The sequence below is a fragment of the Paenibacillus sp. DRB1-1 genome (genome assembly GCF_052119485.1).
GTDB lineage: Bacteria > Bacillota > Bacilli > Paenibacillales > Paenibacillaceae > Paenibacillus > Paenibacillus polymyxa_B.
Window position 1 is genome coordinate 89,027 of sequence record NZ_JBODQH010000001.1, and the last position, 24,182, is coordinate 113,208.

Consider the following 24,182-nt stretch of genomic DNA (forward strand, 5'->3'; position numbering starts at 1 on the left):
TACGAATTTATCCTTTATGGAAATATAGGCATAATAAAAGACGAGTCCTTGAAGGAAACCCGTCTTTTACTTCATTCATCATTCATTCTGTTTTATAGTTGCTTAGTCAGCAGTTTTCACTTGAACTAGCGGATATTCTTCTCCATCAACGGTAACCGTACTAGCATCATTCAGCTCCAGCCGTTGCCATATGGTCAACAGCGTACGATAAGGATACTTTTTCAGATCATACTCCGATGGTGCGTCAGTGTCTGTGTTGGTTCCATTGCCACTACCCTCAGTAGAAATCTCTGCAGTCGAGCCTCCGTCAGTATTGTCTGTCACTGCTCCAGACTGATCGCCGCTTTTTCCGCTGGATGTACCACCACGAGCTGTGGAACCACTGTCCGTGGATTGTCCATCTGCTGTCGTGCTTTTTGTAGTGGGCTTCCCAATGTTTACGTCACTGGATGGATCATTGTTCGCTTTAATGGCTGCTTCCTTGTCGTTCTGTTCAGCAAGCGTAAAATTTTCGTATAAGTGCTCCTGTTGATCCGCCCCGACAATGACGAGCTTCTTCGGCTTAAATTCTGCCCGCTCTGTCGATGTCTGAAACGCAAATAACAGCTTGACCATTTTCGTAGTGGACTTGGTATTAGGCACATGTGTCACTATCGCCGTAGGCTCCTCTTTTACGGGCACTGTAGGCTCTACAGGCTGTTGTACAGGCTTCGGAGCAGCAACAGGCGCAGGCGTGTCACCAGATCCGATCACCCCGGTTGCTTTAAGGCCACCTAGCGTACCTGCAATGACAATCAGCACAATCCCGGAAATAACCCCACCTTTACGGAAACGACGAAGTGTTTTGACCAACGGCGTGTCCGTCTCCCGCTTTGCTGCCAAATAGAAATTTTTAAAAGCAGGCTTTGCAGGTTCAAAATATTGACGCCACAGCGTTTTTTTGTGCAATCCCTCTCGTCCTTCCTTTTGGAAGAATAGAAGTAGCGCACGTCGATACGCAGGTTCGAAACCGCCACGTGGAGTAGCAAACTCGGGGTGTTCCTCTGACCATCGGATAAAACGGTACATCGTATCGTTATCCTTCGCCCATTTGCGGATCGAACTGACTAGGCGAGCGAAGTCTAATATTCCTTCTCCCGGCCCGTCAGAACGATAGAAAGCAGGCAACAGACGGGCAAAATAGCCTTCCGCAAGCTGCTGGGGCAGCCAGCCATAAGCCCAATCCTGTACCTTTTCTACTTCGCCAGGCTCCAGGCCCTCCAGCACCGACGGTTTCGGTTCCTCCGTATTAAACCAATCGTAAGCCGCAATCAATCGCACTGCTTGTCCCTTGAGAGGAGCAGGCAGCTTTCCAACCCACTGCACCAAATCGGGCCGTGTGAAAAATGGAATCTGTACGACCTGGTCGGGTGATATTTCTTTTAGCTCTACTTCGGTAAGTAAATACCGATTCGACGCTTCCTGCAAGCGCTCTGTCAATCCAGATTGCTCCAGGGGGGACAGTTTGCCTACGGCAGAGCTGCTGTCCCATTGACGCAAGCGTTGGTGAATGGCAGCCACAGCCTCTACTGGTTTTCTTTCGGCACGCAGTCTGCCCATCAGCGCAGATTCTGCCAAAAGCTGAAAATCGGCATTCGCCGACACTTCGATATACCGACTGCCCCATTCGTGCACAACAGCCAGCAGTCCCTTGGCATCCGGTGTTCTTTTCATCTGACTGTCCATGTAGGGAATGAACAGCATTTTTGTAAGTGCTGGATTACCCAACACTTTCGTAAAATATGCCTTGCCTAATGATGGATTCTCTTCAATCGTATGATAAATATACGTGACTGCTTCCGTATTTCTGGCAGTATAAGCATTGTTTAGCGAACGGATTAAATATTCCACCAACCGATTTTCGCTGCTGCGTGCATGAACTTTATAATAGTCCTTGAAACTATCGACTAGACCTACATCTGGAATATATCCATCCTTCACCCGATCAAATTCATGATCAAAAAACGACAGAAACAGATCATTCAGCCTCATTTTACGTGGCAGCGCATCGGGTGGCGATAAATAATCAGTCAAGCTTCGTAATACAGCGATTCGTTGTTCGTTGTATAATGCCCGCTCTCCCTGCTCAATTCTGTACAACGTAATGAGCTCATGATAGCTGGATGGCGTCAAATCACGCCCGGCCTCCATGCCTGTCAGCATTTGCTCAGCAAATTTGAAGAAATCGTCCGGCGTCTCACCATTCAGCAACGTACGGACAATCCAGTCAAAATACGGCTGTCTCACCTGCTCTGCATCCACATTAAGTATTCGACTATGGTTAGACAGGTCAAATACAAAGTCCTTTTCCACATTCCGATCACCGGGACGCAAACTAAAAGGCTCAACGAACATCAAGTGAATGCCTTTTCTGCTGTTCGGTTCCTGTGCATATGTAAGAAATCCGAGTCTGTTACGAAATGCATAAGGCAGTGCCGCATACAGCACACCCAGTAGCTGCTTGGCTGAAGATCCGACCGCTTCTACAGGAACATTCAGCGCTACATATACCTTTTTGCGACCTGCTGCGGACATCATGACTGCGTATAAAAGCTGTTTGAACACTTCTTCGCTCAGCTGCAATTGAGCCAGCACTGTAGACGGGTCAACAGCCGGAAATACACTTCCACCCGGTAGACGCTCCAATTCCGGCAAATCCGTTCCCTGCTCAATATCATAGGTATCAACAAAGGATGTGTTCAGCCACTGCTTATAGTCAGACGGAGATTCACCATGTCCGGCTGGAATCACATAGTTGTGCGTGAAAAAGGCGCTCCGCAGCCCAGTAAAATCCGCAGCCTTATAAATACTGCGGCCAAGCACTACATCCCCGGACTCCGTCCGTACCAGATGTATAGCTTCCGGATAAACGCTTTCCTGTTTCTCGCCACGCGCTGTCAAAGCAGCAGGCGCATCATATACACATAAGGGATGGAGCACCTTTTTAATAAAAGAAGCATCCAATCCTTTGGAATTAGCCACTGTATCGAAGCCTTCCGTAGAACGGAAAATACCACGCCGTTCCCGTGTGTACATCTGCTGTTGTATTAAATGAGAGGTAGAATAACTCACTGTGATTCTCTCCCCTCAATGTACTTCAACTTGTAAAGCAGCCAAATGAATGGCTCATCCACACGGATCGGACTAACCAACCCTTGTAGTTTTTGCTCAACTGGATTGCTACCCAGCGCGGAAACCGCGAAATAGGCCGTATCCGTAAAATATACATCCATCGTGCCCTTGAACGGCTTATCCACCTTTTCGATGAGGCGTCGAACTTCGCCATCAATGTTCGCGAACTCATCCAAATCCATATATTTGCGATGCTCCATCGGATTAAAAATATTGCTGTTCGTCTTGATGTATGTGCCTTCTTCATCTGCCAATGCAGTAAGCATATCACTTTTGGTCAGGACAACAGCGGTCGGAATATCCGTTTTCCCTTTTTCCTGATAAGCGATAAAATCACCGAACATCGTAAGTACGACATCACGCGGTTCATCATATTGCGAGACCCATTCACCCGGTTTATCGCCAAGGTTAATCTTAATGCGCTCCCGAATTGAGCGGATTTGCAGTGGATCTACCATAAAGAGAATACCTGCAGAATTCTTAATATGCTGTCCATGCAGTCCCAGATAGTCCTGATCTACCATTCCCTCACCGGCGACATCAAAAAATACCAGCGTCAGTGGCGGCTTTTCCTCATCCTTAAATACAAACTGGAAGATAAAAGGCTCCTGCATCTTTTCTTTTTGTGTCGATGTAAGCAGTTCGCCTCGTTCAAATAGGGGTTCCTCATACATGGTGCGGAACTTTCGGCTGATCTCTGCATTGAGCGGCATGCAAGCCGCGTCAAAATGATCGGCCGTAACATGCTGCAACGTGTGAATCAGGGAGGTCATATAAACAGATTTCCCTGCCTGCGAAGCTCCAATAATCGAAATGATATTGCTAGGCACCTTACCCGCGGTCACGGGCAGCTCGTTATGACAGTGCGGGCACAGTCGGTGACGCGTTAGCTCGCCATAACGGTCCGTCAGTCCTGTCAGTACATGATCAGAATACAATCGATGTTCCTCAGGGACATCATGGGGATGCAAAATCGCCTCCATATCATGCACACTGTCCAAGCCAAAACGCTCCCGATATTTGTTCAACAGCTCATCTTCACCCAAAGCGTAGTCCTCGTCATCTTCACGGTGATGAGAAGCACGGAATACCACTTCCTCCGGGGAGAATTTACTAAAGCAATAAGGGCACACAATATCATAAAATAACGGCTTTGGCGCTGCCTGTGGCTTTCTTCTGAATAAATTGCTAAGAAAACTCATCGGTCGCGGCCTCCTTTCATTCAGGGACTAATTCATATACCGTGCCATATTTCTGGCCGTCCGTAAAAAACAGCCGCACATATTCATCTCCCCCCACTTCAACAGCGGGTAAAACATTCCGTCCCGCGGCAAAAGGTGCCGTGAACGGATACAAGGTTCCATCGTCCCGGTCTGCCGGATAGCCTCCGCGCTTCTTCACGTAGCAAAGTGCCTCCTGCGGGACAGGAACTTCGGCTGTCACCTGAATCTGGACGGTTTTGCGGCTGCGAAACCAGCTTTTTTTATGGTGAACTGCATATCTGATTTTAGCCCTCCCCGTGCTCAACTCCAGTTGATTGGCTCCGTCTTGCTGACGGATCACGTAAGTGTCTCCATCCTCCCGAACAGCCGGATACACGGTATACCGCACGCGTCCAATGCCTTCAATTCGGTCACGATAGTTGCCAGCAGCCTTATACTCCTCGCGTGTAAAAAGTTTTAGGCTTGAAAAAGGCTGTAAAACTTCACCCTCATTTTGCCCATTCACACCTGCATCGGCCGATTGTTTCGCAATATATACCACGGCTGCGCCCTCAGGCCACTGCCAGCGTAACACAACCCGGTTGTCATCAATTTTGTGGCTCAGCTCCGAAATAATAGGATCACCGGGCTGTGCTTCCCTATACTGCATAAGTTCCAGCCTCCCGTTCTAAAATCCACTGCTGCGTCGATTGCGCGTCGGGGCTTCCGGTGCCCCTCTCCGGCGTCCTGACGGCGCACCCTGACTTCCTCCACCGGAAGATCGGCGAGTATTTTCCGCAATCGGCAGAACAAGCGAAAAGACAGCAATAAGGGCTGCCAGTACGAGCGCTGCCACCAAACGAATCATCAAGTCGCCTATAGGCGAGCCAGATAGTCCCTTTTCCAAAATAAAACCAGCGAGCAAGCCCGCCGGGACTCCTCCAATCGCAAAATTCCGAGCGAGAAAACGGTTGTCGAACATCAGCCCAAGAGCCAATCCCAATAGAGCTCCGATAATGACTAGAGCTGTTACGCGATAAATGGCAAAATACAGACTGTCGGCATACTCACCTGTCCGCTCCGTAACCAGTGTGCGATCACCGATTTTGTTATATATTTTACCAAACGCCTGAGTAAGTCCTTGGGCATTGGCTACATTAGAATAAGTACCGCCTGTCAGGTCAGCAATATTTTGCAATAAGGCTATACCATCCGACTCTGCCAGTTTCAGCCCGATTGTATTGATCGGAATCTGACGGGCGATATAAGGAGCCAATGCTGTCTGGGTATCCAGATCGCTAAAGCCATCAGAGAGCATAATAACGAGAGAACCTTTTTCTGCATTACCTTGGGTTTCAATCTCCTTGATCGTCTCGTCCAAAGCAAGCCCGATCTCTGTACCGCCTGACATTATAGTCTGCATACTATCAATTTTGGAATAAACTACTTGCTTCTCTGCATCTGTGCCAATGGGAGTAAATGGCTGAACCAACTGCGCAGCAGATTCAAATGAAACAATGGCTACCCGCTTGTCTCCATCCATTTGGCCAATCAGACTCTTGGCAGCCGTTAGGCGCTCATTTTCGGGATCTGTTTGCTGCATACTCCCGGAATTATCAATCACAAGCACGAGGTCCTGTACGCTCTTGCGCCCTTCAGGGTTAACCTGATAGCCCAACTCCAATAGCAGACCTGCCACGAACAACATCACTAGTGTAGCAGGCACCAGTAACTTCCAGGATAACCCGGAGTAGCGCTGCCTCCATGAATGCCCATTTAACTGTGGCGAAATTAGTTCGCCAATCAGACAACCTAGGCCAATGCACAGTGCCATGATGCCAAAATACAGCCCAATCACGACGATATGCGGCCAGTGCCCTATCAATTTGTGAAGAATAAGCTCTCCCAAGATGAAGCCTACTACAGCGCCCAACAAGCCGAACAGTAATAGGAGAACGTTAAATTTACGTTGCTTCATAAGAATCGTTGCTTCCTTCCATCATTAAAGTAGGATTAATATGTGGCTACCGCAATTCCGGCAACCGATCCACGTCGATTCCGTGAAACACGAAACCATTCGCAGTATATGTCTCATAATACGTTTTGCCGTTGCGGTAAACCATCAGATCCTCCAGATGGAAGCCACCCATCAAATGCAGCTTTTCCACCCCGCTGCTGCGACGCTCATGTACAAAACCCAGCTTGTAAATACGCGAAGTAATGTCCACATCCATCGCATAAGGAAGAAATTCGCCTTCATAGTCACCAAAGAAGTACTTTTCTTCATACCGATGCTCATGAGTATAGTCGAGCAAACGTACGTTAATTCCGCCATGTTCCTCTAACGTTTGATACAGTTTTTTAAACAGCTCATCCTTCGGAACGACCAGTCGATTTTCATATGCAGCAGCTACATTCGCACGCCGCAATAATTCTTCTTCGAAGGTCTGATTAAACGGCTGTGAACTGAGAATCAAGGTGCGACAGGTCTGCGTAAGTCGATCCACCAATGCGGACAGGCCCCCGTCCAGCAATCCGGATACAGGCCCCATATGCCGGGTATCAAAGAATATAGATTTCCCCCGCTTGCTTTCCAGCTCACGCATGACATCCTCCGTCACACGCTCGTAATACTCGAATAGGTTTTGACCTGTGTAACTGTCGGCCTGCCGAATACTGTCCGTTGCAGCTTGATGTAATTCACGCTCCAGGCTGGAAAGCTGTACTGTAATATGCTTCGCTTGTGCATGCCATTTTTCTATTGCCAGTTCATAGCGGCGAAGTAACTCCAAATCCGCTTGAATCCGGAGCATGTGCAGCTTGTGCCCGTAAACCGTCTCGGTCAGGTAACGGATCAAGCTGCGAACATTATGCTTATCCATGAGGGGCAGTCGTTGAAAAGGCTGGTCCTCCACCCGCCCGCTATACAGGGTGTCCAGTTCAGCAGCACTAATCTGCAAGTCATTGGACGTATCCCGAATCAGTCCCCGAATGGCCGTAAGCACATTTCCTGTTTTATTTTCATCCGTCCAGTCTGTCAACTCGAATAAGCCGATTTCAGGATATTCCTTGGCAGCTGCACCCACAGCCATCTGCAAACCTGATTCCGCCTGAAAGTCTCCCAACCGTTTGTGTACAATCCGTTCACAGTTATCGCAGAAAAAGGCTTCGCAGCCCTGACCGAACAAGGCTTCCTCCGCCTCACGTAATGTCATTCGCTTCAAGGAGCCGTAGCTGGCTCCGCTGGTCATCAGTGCGCTCATGTCCGTGATCGCCTCATTACCAGGAACTAAATCATTTCGCGTGCGACCGCGCTCAGCAGCATCTAAACCAAAATAATTCAGCTTATCGCGTATGTCCCACTCCTGCTCTGTTCTCGTACGCTCTAGCAGCTTTACATAAAAGTGATACAGCACCGTGAGTGCGATTGACTGGTTAGGGCGGTTGACTCGGGAAAATCCAGCCGACACATAACCCTGCCGCCCGGATTCCGTCATGATGTTGTTTTTAAACGATGTATTGTTGTATCCCCCATCCTGTGACCGATAGGAATCTCCTGCCTGATAGCGGTTTTTAAGAAGCTGAATGTGGCAAATGATGTCACAGCTTTCTCGCAGGCTATTCGGCACCGTTACGCCGCGTTCGTTCTTGTCGGACAGCACATAGACGAGATCGAACAACGGTGATGGAGCATGGGATACTGGAATGGTCAATTTGTCCTCGGTCATATGAAGCGGTGCCGTAAACGTATACTCTGGACTCTGGATATAGTCCAGCTCCCGCATGAAAGCCACGGACGTTGCACTACTGTAGCCGAATTGGACAGCCTGATCGCTTTCATTCACCAACACATACAGATCCATTTGTACCGATTTAAAAGACTGCGCAAAAATATACTCCGCCAACAGCGTAATTTCAGGGATTAATACGTTCATGGGGTCATCCGCTGTCGTCAAAATCGACAAATGGACACGCTCGAACGAAGAATACAACCGACCGTAATCTGCCAGATGTCCACTAGCCCGGCGCAACGCGGTGTTAAGCTCAATTAGCTGCGATTCATGTGTATAAAAAGCCTGGTGCAAGTCACGGCGTATCGTTTGGTGGCCACTTTCCTCCGGTACCGCTATCGTATGAACAATAGCATCCACCGAACGATCTACAGCCGCATGTTCTTCCTGCGAGCGGATCTGAATATACGTTACTCCCGTGCTGTTATCCCACTTGGTCCGGTTGATATCTGCAATGGTGTTCATCACTGGGTTCATGCGATCACCGATAAAAAGAAACACGGACGGGAAATGGATGCTACTGCGTCCATCCCCGCTTCCGATTAATTGGTCCTCTGCGGCTGCATAGTCAGCCGCATAACGTAACAGCTGCTCTCTCATACTTTACTTCAACTTTCTGCGGATGTCGTTTAATTTTCCAGCCATTTGAGCATAGAATGCATAAAGTTCCGCTCCGTTAGCCAGCTCCACCTTTTCATATTCCAATTGATTGCGGGCCTCAGTGTAAGTTGCAGCCAGTTCATCCAGCTTCGCCAGCAATAGTGTAATATCCTCAGATGAAGTCAATACAGCATCACGGCGATCCGCCTTGCGCATTAGAGCAGCAAATTTCTTTTCTTCCAAACCACGGAAGTTTGTAAACACTTCAAACTCCACATAATTACGGCTCTTCATGACATTGGCAAATGGCTCCCAAGCCTCTTCCTCTTCGTCGCGATCATAGACGTACAAAGCACCTTTTTTCGTAATCGTGTCCGTATAGAGTGCCTGAATGAACTGATCCAGCCATTTTTCTTCATCCTGATATTTGCCCAGCAAAGCTTCCAATTCAGCAGCTTTCGCTTCAATTTGTGTATATTTCGCCAGTTCTTCACGAACCACCTGTGTTAATTCTGGTGAACGGATCAGGTTTTCCTTCGCCATCTCTTCATTGATGCTGCCAAAGATGTCCTTGCTTCCGGCCTGCTCCAGCCCTTCAGCCAGCAGACGTTTCAACTCAGACCATGCTCTTTTTACCTCACCCAAATTCGGCTTGGATTCCTGCAAGCGCATATCGTAGCCTGCCAGCATCGCATTCAGATCTAGCGCATGTGAACGGATTACAGTGAAGCGGCTGCTCGTATTCTGATCGACATCCTTTTCCCGAATCACGCCAAGTGACTTGGCACGGTCAAAATCATTACGAATGCGGGCATTGTAAGCTTGCACACGCGAATTGACGTAAGTTTCGCCCCATGACTTTTCAGGAATCGGCGACGGCAGATTAGTCCAATTGTTCTGACCTGTTTGCACCAGATGACGGCCAATACCTTCGCGGTCAAGAATCGTTTTTTCATAGCTTTCTTCATACACTTTGAGCGGCGTATATACAAACAGAGGAACACCATTACGCGTATTGAGCCAGAAAATCCGGTTACGAACTTCACTCTCTTTAATAGTAAAGTGTGATTTGCCAATTGCATTATTTTGATAATTGCGAACGCCTTTCAGGATATTAGGCGACTGTACAGGTACTGAAACGAATCCCCATGACGGGAAGTACAAGTTGCCAGAGCTATTGCTCAGATGGAACACAGGTACAGCTTCCTCATCCAGTTTGCTCGCAATGTAGCGCTCCACAAATTTTTCAATGGCTTCATCTTGCCCGTATTTCATGACGAGGAAATCCTCCATGGAACGGGTAATGAGATCACCGAACTTATCAGTCAAGAAATTGGAGATTGAGCTAATGATGTCCATATCCTGATCCTTCACCCATTGATCTGAATTTTCCAGCAATTCTTGGGCAAAATCACGAATCAAATCATCACCGTTGCGGTTATCCAGCAGCTTGGTCACAACTTCAGAAATATCCGGTACACTTACCAGATTCCAATAGTACGTTTTGTTACCTTTGTGATCGGACTGTTCCTCGCCGTTAATCAGCAGATCGCCATTCTTCTCGAAAATTGCGCTCAATGCGTTCAAAATTTCAGTAAATACATTATAAATCCGGCTATTTTCCTTGTTCAACAAGTCATACAGGTCTTCATAAAATTCAATGAGCTGCTCTGTACGTTCCACATCAGCCCGCAGCCAATATTCATTAATTTTCGCTTCAATGTACGCATTTTTCTTTTTATCCTTGGACACAAACGCGCTCTTGGCATCGCCCAGCTTTTCGTTCGCCTGCTCACGCGCCCATTCAATGTCCGTTGGAATACGGTGCAGTGATTCCCGCAACGTTTCAACATATGAAAGCAGCATTTTCAGCAAGCTAAATCCTTTTTCAGTATAAATCATGCGGGATACATAAAACGGCCCTTGCTCAGGATGCAGAAACATCCGGCGAATTTGATCCGTAAACTGTCCTGTAATTTCACCAGGAAGCTGCTTCTTCGCTTTGATATACTCTTCGCGGGCACGCGTCAGGAACGTTTGCTCCAGCTCGGTGTCCATATTGACAACTTGCATTTTAACGACATTGCTATAACTTAACCGTTCACTGTTTTCAAAGCCCGGAAGCGGCTCAGGTACACGGGATTCAAAGTTTTTGATCATGCTATCCAGATCCACGCCCAGCTTGCGGGCAAACTTCTCTACATCCTCTTGATTTGGCGATTGCTCGAACATTTTGGACATTTTGCCAAACATTCGATAGGCCAAATATGTCGTCATTTCCTCCATAGGCAGTACCGCCGAGGAAGCCCCGATAATATTGTAATCGTAGTTTGCCGGATACGCCTTATTCATTTGTGCGATGTTGGTACGGATATTGCTAATATAGTCATGAATGGCAAACTCTTCGCCCGACTGTTTTTCCTCACTCGCCATAAAGTTGGTGATGTTCTCGGCGGTGACATTCATGCAGTAATCATAAGCGTTTTCCAACAGCTTGCCTTCCGTATTCGTGGCCGAAATGAGATGACACAGATTAAACGGCGGAAGCGGCGAGTTCACGGTCAAAATATTTCCGTACTGTTGCTTAAAGCGTTCACCACGGCTGTCTACATTCATCCAATAGTCCAGCTCTTTCAGTGCAGCATAGCCGTTCTTTTTAATATATTCACGTGTATGCTCGCTCAGGCTTTTGTTCGCTAAATTAATATCCGGTGTAAACAGATAACCTAATGTATTTACACGGTCTACACCTGCAGAGCCATAATCACGCTCAATAATTCCTCGGACGATATATGAGATATCGAGGAAAGTACCGCTTCCTGTACCGCCGGACAAACCGGACAGCAGGAACACCATAAGCTTCTTGTTGGTGCCTTCAGACAAGGTTTTGATTTTTTTGTCAATGCTTTGTACGACCTGATTGATTTTGGTGAACAACAGCAATCGTCCTGCCTGACGTACCCCTGCCGCCCCATTCATACCATCGGTAATGCTCAGCTCTGGGGACAGCCAATCGGTAATGTACGGCTCAAGAATGCTGCGGTTTTGCAGCAATCCGCCGATTTCCGCATTGGATAGCAATACAAACTCATTGATGGGGTCCAAACCAATCCCCTTGTATTTTTTGTTGCGGTCTTGTTCATTCGTTTCAAAAGCGAGAAATTCCACATTGTCCGGTTTATCGCTCTTTTTCTTGGAGATCGGATCTGCTGGAAGCTTGAATCTGCGGTTAATTTGATATTTCAAGCGGAGAAGGGCATCAATTCCCGTGCCTCCGAGTCCGATAATTAAAATAGGATTATCAATAGTATCAACTCTGATCTTATCGCTTACGATCCCCCCGCCGAGTGATACGTCTAATTGTTGGATATGCTCTCTAACTACTGGTTTCATAGATATGACCTCCTAAGGGTTCGTTTAGCTGTTTACTGAAATAAATTCCAGTAAAATGGTTTTGTCCACACTGGCTAACGGGATGGTCAGACGATCACCGTTTTTGAGTTCAAGACCGTTGCCTGTGTCTACAGCCCGTCCGGATTTCTCAATCGTAATCTCGGGGGTACTGCGCACAATGATACGATCCTGATTGGCTGGTGTGAACACGACCTTGTCGGTTCCAGCAAATTCCGGTGCCAGTTGCAGCAACTGGTGCAGATTAAATTTGCCCCGGAAGGTGTTCAGCTTCTTGTATTGTGGATACGTTTTTTCGCCAGTGTTCTCATCCCGGATTTCCAGTACGATTTGACCGACAAAACCACGGTTGGCCTTTTTGACAGCCTTCCAGATGAAATATGCGGCAACCAGCAGAATGAGCAGTCCCAGCCCTAAAAGAATGAGTGGCAGTAGCTTAGACTTTTCAGCAGGTGTTGTTGGCTGCGTCGTGCCCGTATTCGTACCGCTCGTCGCCCCTGCTTTAGCACTGATGGTTACAGGCTGTGTTTCACGGTAGAAGCTCTTCTCCTCTGCTCTAACGGTTAGTTCGTAGTCATGCTCATCTGGAATCGTATAGGAACCGGTAAAAGAATCCCCTGCATTGGTTAACGGCACCTCATTCGTTGTACCGGAATCCAGATCCTTGACCTTCAGAACAGCATTCATATTTGCATACAATTCCTGATCCTGAAGCTGCTGGCTATTGCTCGTCAGGTAGGAACGAATTTGAACTGCATCGCCTTTTTTGTATGATTTGGCGGACGGTGCGTCCATTTTCAGCTCCAAATCATAGTTAAACACCAGATTAATATCAATCTGATCCTGCTGGACTCCCTTGACTTGGAGCTTCCAGTCACCAGCCACAGGCTTGAGCAGTTTAATCAGCGAGTAGCTTTTGGACTTGGACAGCAGCACATCGCTTGAAGGAATCGGCTTGGTGTTGCCCGACGGGTCTATCAGTCTCGCATCCACCGGTTTCGAGGACATAATCGAAATGTTAGCCTCCAGCACACTATCGTTCGGTACGGTTACCGTTACGTCCTGATAGTCGCCGTTTGCCGTAATGGACTGCAAAGGCACCACTTTCAACTTCAAATTGCTGGCGAAAATTTCACTCAAGATGTTCGGCAAGTCATCCGCTGAGCTTGTAATAAAGGACTTGCCGCCCGTTTGCTGCGCTATGTCGGCGAGCTTGTTTTTATTCAGCTTCCCATCTGCATTCAAGCCGATGGTGTAGATCGGAACACCGCTATTTTTAGCCTCGGCTACAGCCTGTGCCATATCCTGATCGGATTGGCTTTCGGTTCTGCCTGTCGTCTTATTAAAATCGTTGTTACCGTCGGCCAGCATGACGATCATAGGCGCATGTCCAGCTGTTTTACCATCTTGCAAAATGCGGATCGCTTCCTTGACACCCACGGAGGTGTCAGTATACGCCCCCCGGTTCAGTCCGTCAATAAACGTCTTCAGTTCCTGCTTATCCGCTTCGGATGTAATATTAAGCAAGGCTTTCTCGCGCTGTACGACATCCGTATACGCTACAATCCCGACCTTGTCATTTTGCGTCGACAGCATATCAATGAACATTTTCATGGCTTCATTGCCAATTTTCCCAGGATCACTGGTGTTCATTGAATTACTTACATCGACGACCAGCACCGCATCCACCTTAGAAGCAGAGGGTGAAGCGGCATCCGCCATCTGTGGCTGCCATGCCAAAATCGAGGTCATGATCATTGTACATATGATTCCGATGACCAAAAACCATTTTCTGTCTCTACTAAACATCGCTTGTACCCCTTTGCCGGTTAATTCTCATTCTAAATTACAGTTGTACTCCCCTACTATTAAATTATAATGAGTTTTACATGAGCGCCAGCTGAAAATACTGCCCGAATGGTCTGAACCCAACTAAAAAGCCTGTTATACCGCGAGATTTTACCAATATCCTGCAGTAATGATATAATTATACCCCAACATGGGCAATCGGGCACCAGCCTTCTCCTTTATACGACAAAAATGACAGTAGCGAAACCCGCCCATGTAAAATATTGAAGTAAAAATCCAAGCAGAAAGAGGAAGTACACTATGATCTCATACGGATGTCTGGCGATTATGTTTCTTTTTGTCGCCATCAAATCACTAATTTACTATATACATAAAAAACGCGCCCCGTCGATTACACAAATCGACACCGAGCTTCTGGCACTGCTGAACCGGAGAAGTGAGCGCAATGAATAGTTCCAAACAAGCTGTACAATTTCGCCCATTTACCCGCACAGAGCACGCCTTTCAAAAGCTAAGAGTCTGCAAGCGTTGTGGGCAATTTACCGCCCTTTGGGAAGAAAAGTGCACATCATGTGGTCGGGATACACTAGTTCCTGTAGAGCAATATGCCAGACTCAGAGCCAAACGTTATTTTCGTAAAGACCTTGCTGTCAGTATCATATTGCTGGCAACTACTGTCTTTTTCGGCCACTCGCCACAACAAATGCTTTTGTGCGGTATCGTCGGTGCGCTTCTTCTGCTGCCCTTGGTGCTTCTACAGCAGGGTATTTATCCTTATGAACAGCGTAGGCAGCTTATACGTCTGTTCAGAGGTCGTATAGGGCAGATCCAGGAAGGACTAAACGTTAATCATAAAAACGCGGTTGCCCTGCGGCAGCTCAGTGAGCGTGTCTCCTATGAAATGCTGCGTGAGATGGCTGTACTCATTCACAATGATCGGATAAGGCTCCAGCAGGTCGCCCTGCTGCAATCTTTTGTTCTCCGCAAAGACATGGAATTAACGCTCGATCCTCTCCTGATCAAGAGCTTCGAGCCGCTTATGGTCAGATATATCGGAGAGATTGCCAGGCTCAATCGTGAGCTGATCAAGGACCGGACATTCCGATACGTAGTCTTTTATGAGCGCCGTATTCTGGAATTGGCAGGGGGCGAAGATATTCTCGTCCGCGTAGCCAGTGCAGCAGTCCGTAAAAAGCGCTACGTAGTCACCCATTCTGCTTTCATTTCTAGATATGTACGCAAACTGCCAAAGGAACGAGTCCAGCGTTTATATCATATCATTCAAGAGAATCCGTTAGAACCCTTTGGAGATTTGGCCGATGAAGTAAAGATCATGTACCTGATGGAGCAATACAAAAGCTAAGCTGTCACAATGCCCTTCTTTATATGACGTCATCCCGATCACAAATCACTGCAATGAACCAGCAAAAAACCGTCAGGATCGCCAACGTGCCTCCAGACGGTTTTTTTAATTATGGATTATTATAACATTGTTATCTTTTTCATTGGCCTTGCAGTTTTTGTTGCGCATGTCTAAGGGAAGTAAAGTTAAAAGCGCGCACTCCCTTGCTATCACTCACAATAATCTCTTTATTCAAATACGGGTGTAGACCATTAAAGTATCCGGGCATAATCAGTCTGCGCATAAATAGATTTTTACCCAGCATACGGGGTGAATTGGTCGCTACAACAAGCATTTGCTGGGTTGCAGACCATGGGCTAGGTTGAATATATAACAGACAATACTCGCCTGCCGTAAACTCGTCGCCCAATGTATACCCTTCCTCCGTACATGTAATTTGCAGATCGGCTTGGTGCTTCTGAAGCAGCTCATGTCTGGACAAGCCCGAAGTGACACAAATCACGTTACTATCAGCCAGTGCTTCCTCCGTAATATCATTGGAAGACACCACCGGATAATGAACACCGATATACGGATTCCAAGTTGCTGTTCGTGGGCTAGCCAAGGCGTTCGCCGTCCGTCTCACCGCCTGCTCTTCCTCCGGTGTAGCATAGCTGGATGGAAGAACAATGTGAAGACGATCCATATAAACGTCAAGCACACCCATACCATGGCTCAAAACGTTTCTTCCCACGCTTTTCGAATCCACAATTTCCTTTTTGGCATCCGATTCTTTTGAAAAGCATTCACTGCTTTCTTCCTCCCGTTCGGCAATCAAACGGTATTCAGGTGAGGGACGTTTATGTGAGTGTGTTTTAACAAAGCGAAAGCGGCTGTATTCCCGCAAGTCCAACACGAAAATACGGGCTCCGATACGAACTTGGGCCAATTCCAAGGGCATGACCTCTTGAGAAAGATGAACGATAAATTCTTCGGCGTGAACTGCCTCGATATCCAACTCACCTGTGGCACTCATTTCACCGTACAACTCGGCATATTCCTCATTTTCATCCATTCGCGTCAGTTCCAGCCAGTAAGCCCGGTTATGTCTGCCCCGTTCCGTCCGATAGGCAATACGCTGAGGTACGACATCTCTTTTCCATTGCATAAGCCAACCCAGTACGCCGTCCAGAAGTCTCAGCTCATGCGTATCCCAGTGATTAGACTTCCGCTCTACGACCCCTTTAAAATGATCAGATGGAAGCTCTGTTACAGGGGCTGTGTATGCTTGTGCAAATAAGTAATCCTGATCTCCACATACATTCAATATTGGCATATTCAACAGATTTATCAGATGCTTGGGATGTGGCGCTCCAGAGATAACCGCAATAGCCGCAAACCGAGAAGGATAAGCCTGTGCCATCGCCCAGGCAGCATATGCTCCGTTCGAATAACCCGTCAGATAGATCCGCTCTTCGTCCACTCGGTATGCTTGCAGTATGACATCCAACGCTTCCAAAAAAGCAGCTTCTCCAATATAACTGCCCAACGTTACACCACGGCATGAAAAAGTAACGAATATAGCTTCCTCTTCCCAGCCTTGCCCAAAACCTCGATTCTGAAAATCCGGCAAACCCAGCTCATATCGCTTGCCTGGCATCAGAACGATCAGAGGATACTGTCGGTCAGTCGAATAGCTTATGGGAAGCTGAATTGTATAGCGTTGCAAACTATTGTCTAAACGGGAGACAAAAAATCCTTCCCCAATTCCGTCATTAGACAAAAAGATGTGTTCTTCTTGAAGTAAGGATGGGGAGTGTGACTGTTCGTTATGTCCACACGTGAAGATTTGTTTTAATAGCTTGATATATTCTCGTACAACCCGGTAATCCCAGATTTCAAAAGGATCTTCCGGCAAATCCGTTAACCTTTTTAATTCCTCAAGCAGGCCCTCTATTTGTATTTTCTGCGCAGAATGAAGAATATCTATAGCGCGGGCTTGAATGTACCGGTCATACTCTTCCTGCAAGCCCTCCACGACGACTGACAAAGGCCGCACAAGTGCCGAATACACAAAATGATGCTCCACAGCCTCATGATCCCGATATGTAACGGTGAAGTGCAGCATTCCCGTATTCCTGGCCTTTTCCTCGTCCCAGTCATAGCTTTGCTCCTGCTCCCAATGTGCTGGAAAGCGATCCAGCTTCATGCCTTCATCATTCGTTACCTCGACCCATAACGTTTGATCTAAGGGAAGATCTATCCGATCCTTACGCAGTAAATAAAATAAGATCGGGCTGTCTTCACCCTCCCTGCCAGCACTTTTCTCAACCTCTAACCAAGCCATATGAAAACGTATATTACGCTCTACAAACTCACGATGCAGTTCTGTCACATCTGGTTCGTCGCATACCTGATTTCCACTGATACGAATAGAGCGAGCCTCCTCGGGAATAAACGCAGCAATGATAACTATCGTGTGATCGCCTTCCTCCAGATACAAGCGAAAAGGACCGGATTCCGCATATACCAGCATGCCATCTATCCAAATTTGTCCCGTTCCTTCAAAGGGTCTGAAAATCACTTCCTGTGCAGCCATACAACGAAGATTTGAAACCAGCAAAAGCCTTTCTTGTTCGGCCAAAGGCGGAAAAACACCTAGATTCAGTTCGGCAGTCCGAGGGTCCAGCTCGGTCAATAATCGGCACGCTGCCTTTCCTCCGGCTGAAAGCTCTACTCCCTCTTCATCACAAGCCTTTTCCAAATTCCAATCCTCATGAGCAAAATAACTTGACCATTCCCTACCCACACCGCAATTTTTCGGGAGCATGACCGGACCGACTGCATAAGCAGACCTCAGACGTACCGGATGATCCGACAGCACAGTTGTTGCTTTTTCCAGATGTGTGAACCTCATAACATTCCCCCTCCAGGTTTTTGTTTCCTCAGAGACGTAGTCGCGGTTATATTCCGTTTAACATTCAATTTAACTATATAAAACTATTCGTTATTACCTCTACGTACTCCTCTGTTATTCTCAAAAAAGTAGCTATGATAAAACAAAAAAACGAAGAAAGCAGAGTGCTTCACTTCGTTATTAAAAATTTCTATATCTAAAAACCTATTTAATGCTGCCATGATTGTTGCTAACAATACTAGGGTATAGTATGTTTAGGGTGAAGTTACTATTTTAAAAATGTGCATAACTCGCTTGAATTTGCTTTTCCAACTTAATGCATTCTAACTTTAGCTCCCAAATCTGTTCGCTCCACGAGTTTCGATCCGCCGCGTTATTACTATTTCGTAAGAGATCAAACAACCTCAGCAATTCATCGTTTATCTGATCAAAATGTCGCCACAGTGTATTAATCTCAGAATCTTTAGTCTCTTTGCCATTCTCCAGCAATTGATGCCGCAGGGCTTCTTTGAGCTCCTGTTGCCACTCTATATCGTTCAATTGTTTCGCATAATTAAGAAGATCCAGATAGTCATCTACCTGCAGGTAACTACGTGTTTTTATCTGTTTCATAGGGTCTCTCTCCTTAGGACTCAATCTATTACCAAGTATTATACTAGGTTATTAAGGAAAAGCAATACTTTATTCTAGAATACACAAAAAAGAGGCAGCCTCAGCTACCTCTCTTGAATATTACGATTATTTTCTTACAATGCTGCCTGCAAATCCTCGATCAAATCTTCCAGATCTTCAATCCCAACCGAAATCCGCACCAAACCTTCGGTAATACCTAGCTCTGCACGACGTTCTACTGGAATAGAGGCGTGCGTCATACGTGCCGGAACACTAATCAGACTTTCAACCGCTCCCAAGCTTTCAGCCAGTGTAAAATATTTCACCTTTTTCAGAAGTGCAACCGCGTTAGCGTCGCTACCTACATCAAAGGAAATGATGCCGCCAAAGCCTTCGGCCTGGATTTTGGACAGTTCATGCTGTGCATGGCTTTCCAGTCCAGGATAGTACACTTTGCTAACCTTCGGGTGTTTTTCCAAAAAGGCTGCAATTTCTTTCGCATTTTGCTCAATCGCTTCCATACGCAGACCCAATGTTTTAATACCGCGGATCAATAACCAAGAATCCTGCGGGCCGAGAATAGCACCAATGGCGTTTTGCAGAAAATGAAGTTGTTCTCCCAGCTCGTCGCTGTTCACAACAGCCAGACCGGCTACAACATCGCTATGCCCGCCCAAATACTTGGTAGCAGAGTGAATGACGATATCAGCCCCAAGTGTAATTGGCGTCTGCCAATAAGGGGTAGCAAATGTGTTGTCGACGATCAATAAAAGATCATGTTTTTTTACAAGCTCCGAAACAGCGCGGATATCCGTAACCTTCAAAAGCGGGTTCGTTGGCGTTTCGACATACAATGCCTTCGTATTCGGACGAATTGCTTTGGAGATGGCTTCCAGGTCAGTCGTATCCACAAATGTGGACTCAATTCCGATACGGCTGAGGACTTTGCTTACAATACGGTAGGTGCCTCCGTATACATCATCGGTCAGCAAAATATGATCCCCTGCATTAAACAGTGAAAATACCGCATGAATTGCTGCCATACCCGAACCGAAAGCAAAACCACGCTTTCCTTCCTCCAGATCCTTGATCAGCTCTTCCAGAGCAAACCGGGTCGGATTGCCTGTACGCGAATATTCGTATCCCTTATGGACGCCAATTTCCTCTTGCTCATAAGTGCTTACCTGATAAATAGGAACGTTAACCGCGCCTGTATGGGGATCGGTAGGAAGCCCGCCGTGAATCAGTTTTGTTTTGCGTTTCATTTTATATCCCGCCTTCATATATTTTTTTGCTCAGATAACGTTCGCTGCTATCCGGGAAAATGGTAACAATATGTGCGCCATCCGGTGCATTTTCGGCTTCCAGTAAAGCGGCATGTAAAGCAGACCCTGAAGAACTGCCAACGAGAAGACCTTCACGTGCAGCCAGTTCCTTGACACGGTCAAAAGCATCGACATCGCTAATGGTGTGAATGGCATTAAAATATCCTTTATCCACAAATTCAGGGATTAATTCCATGCCAATTCCTTCCGTTTTATGTGGACCTGACTCGCCGCCATTCAAAATGGACCCTTCCGGCTCCACGATGACCGTTTTAAGGGCTGCATTTTGTTCCTTAAGATAACGCGAGGTTCCCATAAACGTTCCCCCCGAGCCTGCACCTGCCACAAATACGTCCACTTTGCCGTCCAGATCGTTCCATATTTCAGGTCCCATTGTCGTATAATATGCCTCGGGATTATCCGGATTACTGAATTGCCGTGGCAAGTATGCATCTTTTATTTCAGCAGCCAATTCTTTTGTTTTTTCGATAGCTCCTTTCATCCCCTCACTTGTCGGGGTATGAACGATGCGTGCTCCTAATGCCTTCATCAGGTCCTGCTTCTCTTGGCTGAACTTCTCAGGCACAGCAAAAATAACCGAGATATTATAATGAAGCGCCGCCATCGCAAGACCAATACCTGCGTTGCCTGCTGTTGCTTCAATTAATGTCCCACCTGGCTTCAGCTGACCTGTTTTTAATGCTTTTTCAATTAGAGCCTTACCTACCCGATCCTTTACGCTGCCGCCGGGGTTCATAAACTCCAGCTTCGCAAACAGGCGAATTCCTCTCGGTAGAGAATAGCTGTTCAGCTCCACTAATGGCGTACGTCCGATGAGTTCAAGGGTATTTTGATATACATTCATAATTTCAAGCTCCTTTTAATGGCGAATCCAAAATAAACCAATGGTCAAAAATTAACGCCTATTGTCGGAGAAGTTCGCTATCATCTCCGAGAAAACACAGTAATACGGTAAGTATTGATGCAATAAGATTTTATGTGTATTTGAAGCTTTTGTCAAATGGACCAGTCACAATACCCTCACACCCTGCCTGCTTGCTCGATATGATAGAGAAGATGTTACAAAATATCCCCGTGCAACATAAGGAGGAGTTCATATATGGGAAAGCAATTTCTGAAGATAGCTGCCGTATATTTTGCCCTCAGTGTGCTGCTTAGTGTAATTATTGGCTTGTCGGGTGATTACAGCCTGTCCAATGTTCAGTTTCATATCCATTTGTTGGGTTGGATTGCACTTGGAATTATAGGTCTGATCTATGTGAACTTTCCTGCACTTTCAGTTACTATTCTGGCACATATCCATTTTTGGATGCATAATATCGGTCTGCCTGTGTTGATATTGGCGATTATAGGTGAAAATCACGAGGTTCCAGAGGCTGGAGTTTGGATCGCCATAGGGTGGGTGTTACTCGCGGGGGGGACTATGCTGTTTATGGTGAATGTGTGGGATAGACTGCGCTAGAGCAAATAAGTTCTCTTCATTTGACCATAAAAAAAGGAGCCTGATCAGTCAGGACTCCTTGATATCTTCATTATATGTTAGCTATACACCAACTGTGCTAGCTAAGTGTTCTATACTGTTACTTCACTGTTTCATCCTGTACATGTTCTTTACAGAAGTTCTCAACAGCTTGCAGCTCATCATCTTCAAGTTCAAGATCAATGTAACGATTCGTTACTTTTTCAATTAATTCATACTTTAGCAGTCCCGTCTTTTCTTCGTCTACTAAATAAAGACAACGGATATACAGTCCGTTTTCAGTGTATAGCTCGTCGTCCTCCTCTACCTCTACATCAATGATAAATTCATAACGCTGTCCAGTCAAAATACCAAAAGCATCTTTAATCTGATCTACTGTGTACGTTGTAAAATTCAACATGTTTTTATTCCCTCCGGGTTTCCTTCAATTACGGTGCATTCTACGCCCGCAGGCAGTAGTTGTTCAACTTGTGTGCGTACTTCTTGACGACTCAAATCCTGGCCCATGATGGATATCCAGCCTCGATCATTACGCGAGCGAATTAAACGCCCTATGCCTTGTCTGAGTCTAAGTGCCATGTGAGGCATATCTATCTGAATAAACGGATCTGCTGCATCCTTGCGCAGAGCCGTAAAAACCGGATCATTCGGAGGAAATGGTAGTGACCAGATAATGACGTGCGACAGAGAAGGTCCAGGAATATCCAATCCTTCCCATAATGTAACAGCGCACAACACACTTTCCTCATCATTCTGAAAAGCTGAGATCAGATGGCTGATTTCAGCCGAACCTTCGTACAGAAAACGATAGGCTGATGCCTCCGGGTAAGCAACGAGATCCTTCTTGAATGCAGCCAATTCCTCCTGTGAAGGAAACAGGATAAGCGCTCTTCCCTGCGATTTCTCCAGCAGTGCCAGCGCTCTCTGGATTGGATCATGCCCCGCTTGCAACGGGTACAGTGCAGCTTGCATCTGATCGCTGTAGTCATAAGGTGAAGCAACAGAAAACGTTAGTGGATTTTCAATACCGAGACTCTGCGCCATATAGTCAAAAGAGCTCTCTACGGAAAGTGTAGCTGAAGAGAATACGATTGGTATATGCTGCGCAAATACTCGTTCTTTGAGAATCTCTTTTACCATCTTCGGCATAACCACAAGCGTTAATCCATCCTGATCCTCCATCACCCACGAAATGAGAAGTTCAGGACGCTTAAACAAAGCCAATGCGGTTTGAATCATTTCCAAATGTTCTTCCACAATTTTGACTTGATACTCATCCAAAGAGAATAGCCCGCTTTCAAATACAAGCTCTTCCTCAATCGTTCCGATCAGTTCACCAAAGCGGTTTACCTCTCGAATTAGTGACTCATTCAGGATGAACTCCTTGCGATTAGAACCCTGTACAGGCTGACTGTTCTTATCAAGCGCAGCGAACAAAGCCTCACTTTGGGAGATCGCATCTTCGATCGTCATTGCCAAAGATTCTCGCACTTCCCCCTCGAGAAGTCGGGTAATAATAGACTCAAACTGAGCGTGCTTAAGCTTGTAGGTAAGTGCATTTTGTGCCGCTGTCTCCAGCAGATGCCCTTCGTCAAAGACGACAGAGCTGTGCTCCGGCAGCAACGGCAGCTGACCCTCGCGCTTTCTCGCTTCGTAGGTCCATACATGCTCCATATAAAAGTCATGAGAGCAAATGACCAGATCTGCCGCCTTGCGGTAATGATCACGAGACAACGTCTGACCGCAACGATGGCGCTGATGGCAAACGAGACAGTCTTGAAATACATCCCATCCGAGTCTGCTCCACTGTCCATCTGTTAGCTCGGGATACTCCTTCCGATTTCCGTAAGGAGTGAAGGACTGTAACGTATCTGGAAAATGAACAAAATCCGGCAGTTCCTGATAAATATCCCGGAAAACATCTGCGTCCTCATCCAGTCCCCCTCGCACCTCATCCAGCTTATTCAGGCAAATATACTGATCCGGCGACTTCCCCAATCTGGCATCAATCGTCAGACTCAAATGCCGTACCAGCTTGGCGATATCCCCTTCCGGCTTTACCAATTGTTCAATTAACGATTCATCCGCACAGGCGATAATCGCCGGTTTTCTCATGTATCGGGCATATGCAATAGCGTACAGCAGGTATACCAGCGTTTTACCAGTGCCCACACCTGCTTCTGCAAAAATGGTCTTTTTTTCCTTATAGGCACGCTCTAGCTGGAATGCCATATAAATTTGTTCATCCCGAACCTCAAAGCCGACTTCAGGCAAAACTTCATAAAATACATCCGCAATCCAGTCACTTGCCTGCTCAATAAACGGCTTGGACGGATCAAAGGCAAAAGGGTAAGTAGTCAATCGGGCTGTGCCTCCAATTCGTTCATAATGTGCATCCTTTCATTATAACGCAAAACAAGCTAAAAAGAACATGAAAACTGTAAGAACAGCTTACATTTTTTATTTCTCCATGAAATTCTATAAATAAAGGACATCAGGGT

Annotated in this window: 16 protein-coding genes; 3 read left to right on the plus strand and 13 right to left on the minus strand. The window is 46.6% G+C overall.

The features are described 5' to 3' along the window. Window positions 1-102: 102 nt before the first annotated feature. The 7 genes from ACQW03_RS00355 to ACQW03_RS00385 are packed head-to-tail and all read right to left on the minus strand — an operon-like array spanning window position 103 to window position 13,984. Window positions 103-3,111, minus strand: a complete 3,009-nt coding sequence (locus tag ACQW03_RS00355; RefSeq protein WP_220031264.1) for a GAP1-N2 domain-containing protein — start codon at window positions 3,109-3,111, stop codon at window positions 103-105. Continuing rightward, window positions 3,108-4,373, minus strand: coding sequence for a TRAFAC clade GTPase domain-containing protein (locus ACQW03_RS00360; protein ID WP_441947771.1), 1,266 nt, complete (start codon window positions 4,371-4,373; stop codon window positions 3,108-3,110). Before ACQW03_RS00360 ends, ACQW03_RS00355 begins: the two co-directional genes overlap by 4 nt. Before the next feature lie 16 nt (window positions 4,374-4,389). Beyond that, entirely contained in the window at window positions 4,390-5,043 is a 654-nt protein-coding gene (locus ACQW03_RS00365; protein ID WP_071640745.1) for a beta-mannanase, read from the minus strand. A gap of 18 nt (window positions 5,044-5,061) precedes the next feature. Continuing rightward, window positions 5,062-6,351, minus strand: coding sequence for a vWA domain-containing protein (locus ACQW03_RS00370; protein ID WP_441947773.1), 1,290 nt, complete (start codon window positions 6,349-6,351; stop codon window positions 5,062-5,064). A 46-nt stretch (window positions 6,352-6,397) separates the two neighbouring features. After that, entirely contained in the window at window positions 6,398-8,764 is a 2,367-nt protein-coding gene (locus tag ACQW03_RS00375; RefSeq protein WP_441947775.1) for a transcription initiation factor TFIID, read from the minus strand. A gap of 3 nt (window positions 8,765-8,767) precedes the next feature. After that, complete coding sequence (locus ACQW03_RS00380; RefSeq protein WP_220031262.1) at window positions 8,768-12,157, minus strand: tubulin-like doman-containing protein; 3,390 nt, start codon at window positions 12,155-12,157, stop codon at window positions 8,768-8,770. Window positions 12,158-12,181: 24 nt separating this feature from the next. Beyond that, a complete protein-coding gene (locus ACQW03_RS00385; RefSeq protein ID WP_076294129.1) occupies window positions 12,182-13,984 on the minus strand; it encodes a vWA domain-containing protein in 1,803 nt (600 codons plus the stop codon). A gap of 300 nt (window positions 13,985-14,284) precedes the next feature. Here ACQW03_RS00385 and ACQW03_RS00390 point away from each other — a divergent pair, with 300 nt between their 5' ends. Both ACQW03_RS00390 and ACQW03_RS00395 read left to right on the plus strand, forming a co-directional pair. Then, window positions 14,285-14,437 carry a hypothetical protein gene (locus ACQW03_RS00390; RefSeq protein WP_023988385.1) on the plus strand — a complete coding sequence of 51 codons (153 nt, stop codon included), beginning with the start codon at window positions 14,285-14,287 and terminating at the stop codon, window positions 14,435-14,437. Next, window positions 14,430-15,347, plus strand: a complete 918-nt coding sequence (locus tag ACQW03_RS00395; RefSeq protein ID WP_220031261.1) for a hypothetical protein — start codon at window positions 14,430-14,432, stop codon at window positions 15,345-15,347. Before ACQW03_RS00390 ends, ACQW03_RS00395 begins: the two co-directional genes overlap by 8 nt. 139 nt (window positions 15,348-15,486) lie before the next feature. Here ACQW03_RS00395 and ACQW03_RS00400 read toward each other — a convergent pair whose 3' ends face one another. The 4 genes from ACQW03_RS00400 to ACQW03_RS00415 form a co-directional block, all read right to left on the minus strand. Further along, window positions 15,487-18,243 carry a PHB depolymerase family esterase gene (locus ACQW03_RS00400; RefSeq protein ID WP_220031260.1) on the minus strand — a complete coding sequence of 919 codons (2,757 nt, stop codon included), beginning with the start codon at window positions 18,241-18,243 and terminating at the stop codon, window positions 15,487-15,489. Between the two features lie 273 nt (window positions 18,244-18,516). Beyond that, window positions 18,517-18,855, minus strand: coding sequence for a hypothetical protein (locus ACQW03_RS00405; protein ID WP_220031259.1), 339 nt, complete (start codon window positions 18,853-18,855; stop codon window positions 18,517-18,519). A gap of 134 nt (window positions 18,856-18,989) precedes the next feature. Next, window positions 18,990-20,120 carry a bifunctional cystathionine gamma-lyase/homocysteine desulfhydrase gene (locus ACQW03_RS00410; RefSeq protein WP_025724184.1) on the minus strand — a complete coding sequence of 377 codons (1,131 nt, stop codon included), beginning with the start codon at window positions 20,118-20,120 and terminating at the stop codon, window positions 18,990-18,992. A gap of 1 nt (window position 20,121) precedes the next feature. Continuing rightward, window positions 20,122-21,045: a PLP-dependent cysteine synthase family protein gene (locus ACQW03_RS00415; protein ID WP_023988377.1), complete on the minus strand. Its 924-nt coding sequence runs from the start codon at window positions 21,043-21,045 to the stop codon at window positions 20,122-20,124. A gap of 255 nt (window positions 21,046-21,300) precedes the next feature. Here ACQW03_RS00415 and ACQW03_RS00420 point away from each other — a divergent pair, with 255 nt between their 5' ends. After that, the gene (locus ACQW03_RS00420; RefSeq protein WP_104495489.1) at window positions 21,301-21,663 is read left to right on the plus strand and encodes a hypothetical protein; all 363 of its coding nucleotides are present in this window, start codon (window positions 21,301-21,303) and stop codon (window positions 21,661-21,663) included. Between the two features lie 118 nt (window positions 21,664-21,781). Here the strand turns inward: ACQW03_RS00420 and ACQW03_RS00425 are convergent, their stop codons facing one another. Continuing rightward, window positions 21,782-22,081, minus strand: a complete 300-nt coding sequence (locus ACQW03_RS00425) for a DUF6509 family protein (protein WP_013310098.1) — start codon at window positions 22,079-22,081, stop codon at window positions 21,782-21,784. Then, on the minus strand, window positions 22,075-24,042 hold the full coding sequence (locus ACQW03_RS00430) for an ATP-dependent DNA helicase (protein ID WP_441947780.1): 1,968 nt from the start codon (window positions 24,040-24,042) through the stop codon (window positions 22,075-22,077). Before ACQW03_RS00430 ends, ACQW03_RS00425 begins: the two co-directional genes overlap by 7 nt. Between the last annotated feature and the right edge of the window lie 140 nt (window positions 24,043-24,182).

Bases quoted from the DNA above. Each gene is read 5' to 3' on its own strand.
- ACQW03_RS00385 (WP_076294129.1), bottom strand. From the start codon at position 13,984: ATGTTTAGTAGAGACAGAAAATGGTTTTTGGTCATCGGAATCATATGT.
- ACQW03_RS00410 (WP_025724184.1), bottom strand. From the start codon at position 20,120: ATGAAACGCAAAACAAAACTGATTCACGGCGGGCTTCCTACCGATCCC.
- ACQW03_RS00375 (WP_441947775.1), bottom strand. From the start codon at position 8,764: ATGAGAGAGCAGCTGTTACGTTATGCGGCTGACTATGCAGCCGCAGAG.
- ACQW03_RS00390 (WP_023988385.1), top strand. From the start codon at position 14,285: ATGATCTCATACGGATGTCTGGCGATTATGTTTCTTTTTGTCGCCATC.
- ACQW03_RS00380 (WP_220031262.1), bottom strand. From the start codon at position 12,157: ATGAAACCAGTAGTTAGAGAGCATATCCAACAATTAGACGTATCACTC.
- ACQW03_RS00400 (WP_220031260.1), bottom strand. From the start codon at position 18,243: ATGAGGTTCACACATCTGGAAAAAGCAACAACTGTGCTGTCGGATCAT.
- ACQW03_RS00360 (WP_441947771.1), bottom strand. From the start codon at position 4,373: ATGAGTTTTCTTAGCAATTTATTCAGAAGAAAGCCACAGGCAGCGCCA.
- ACQW03_RS00425 (WP_013310098.1), bottom strand. From the start codon at position 22,081: ATGTTGAATTTTACAACGTACACAGTAGATCAGATTAAAGATGCTTTT.
- ACQW03_RS00420 (WP_104495489.1), top strand. From the start codon at position 21,301: ATGGGAAAGCAATTTCTGAAGATAGCTGCCGTATATTTTGCCCTCAGT.
- ACQW03_RS00395 (WP_220031261.1), top strand. From the start codon at position 14,430: ATGAATAGTTCCAAACAAGCTGTACAATTTCGCCCATTTACCCGCACA.
- ACQW03_RS00370 (WP_441947773.1), bottom strand. From the start codon at position 6,351: ATGAAGCAACGTAAATTTAACGTTCTCCTATTACTGTTCGGCTTGTTG.
- ACQW03_RS00405 (WP_220031259.1), bottom strand. From the start codon at position 18,855: ATGAAACAGATAAAAACACGTAGTTACCTGCAGGTAGATGACTATCTG.
- ACQW03_RS00365 (WP_071640745.1), bottom strand. From the start codon at position 5,043: ATGCAGTATAGGGAAGCACAGCCCGGTGATCCTATTATTTCGGAGCTG.
- ACQW03_RS00415 (WP_023988377.1), bottom strand. From the start codon at position 21,045: ATGAATGTATATCAAAATACCCTTGAACTCATCGGACGTACGCCATTA.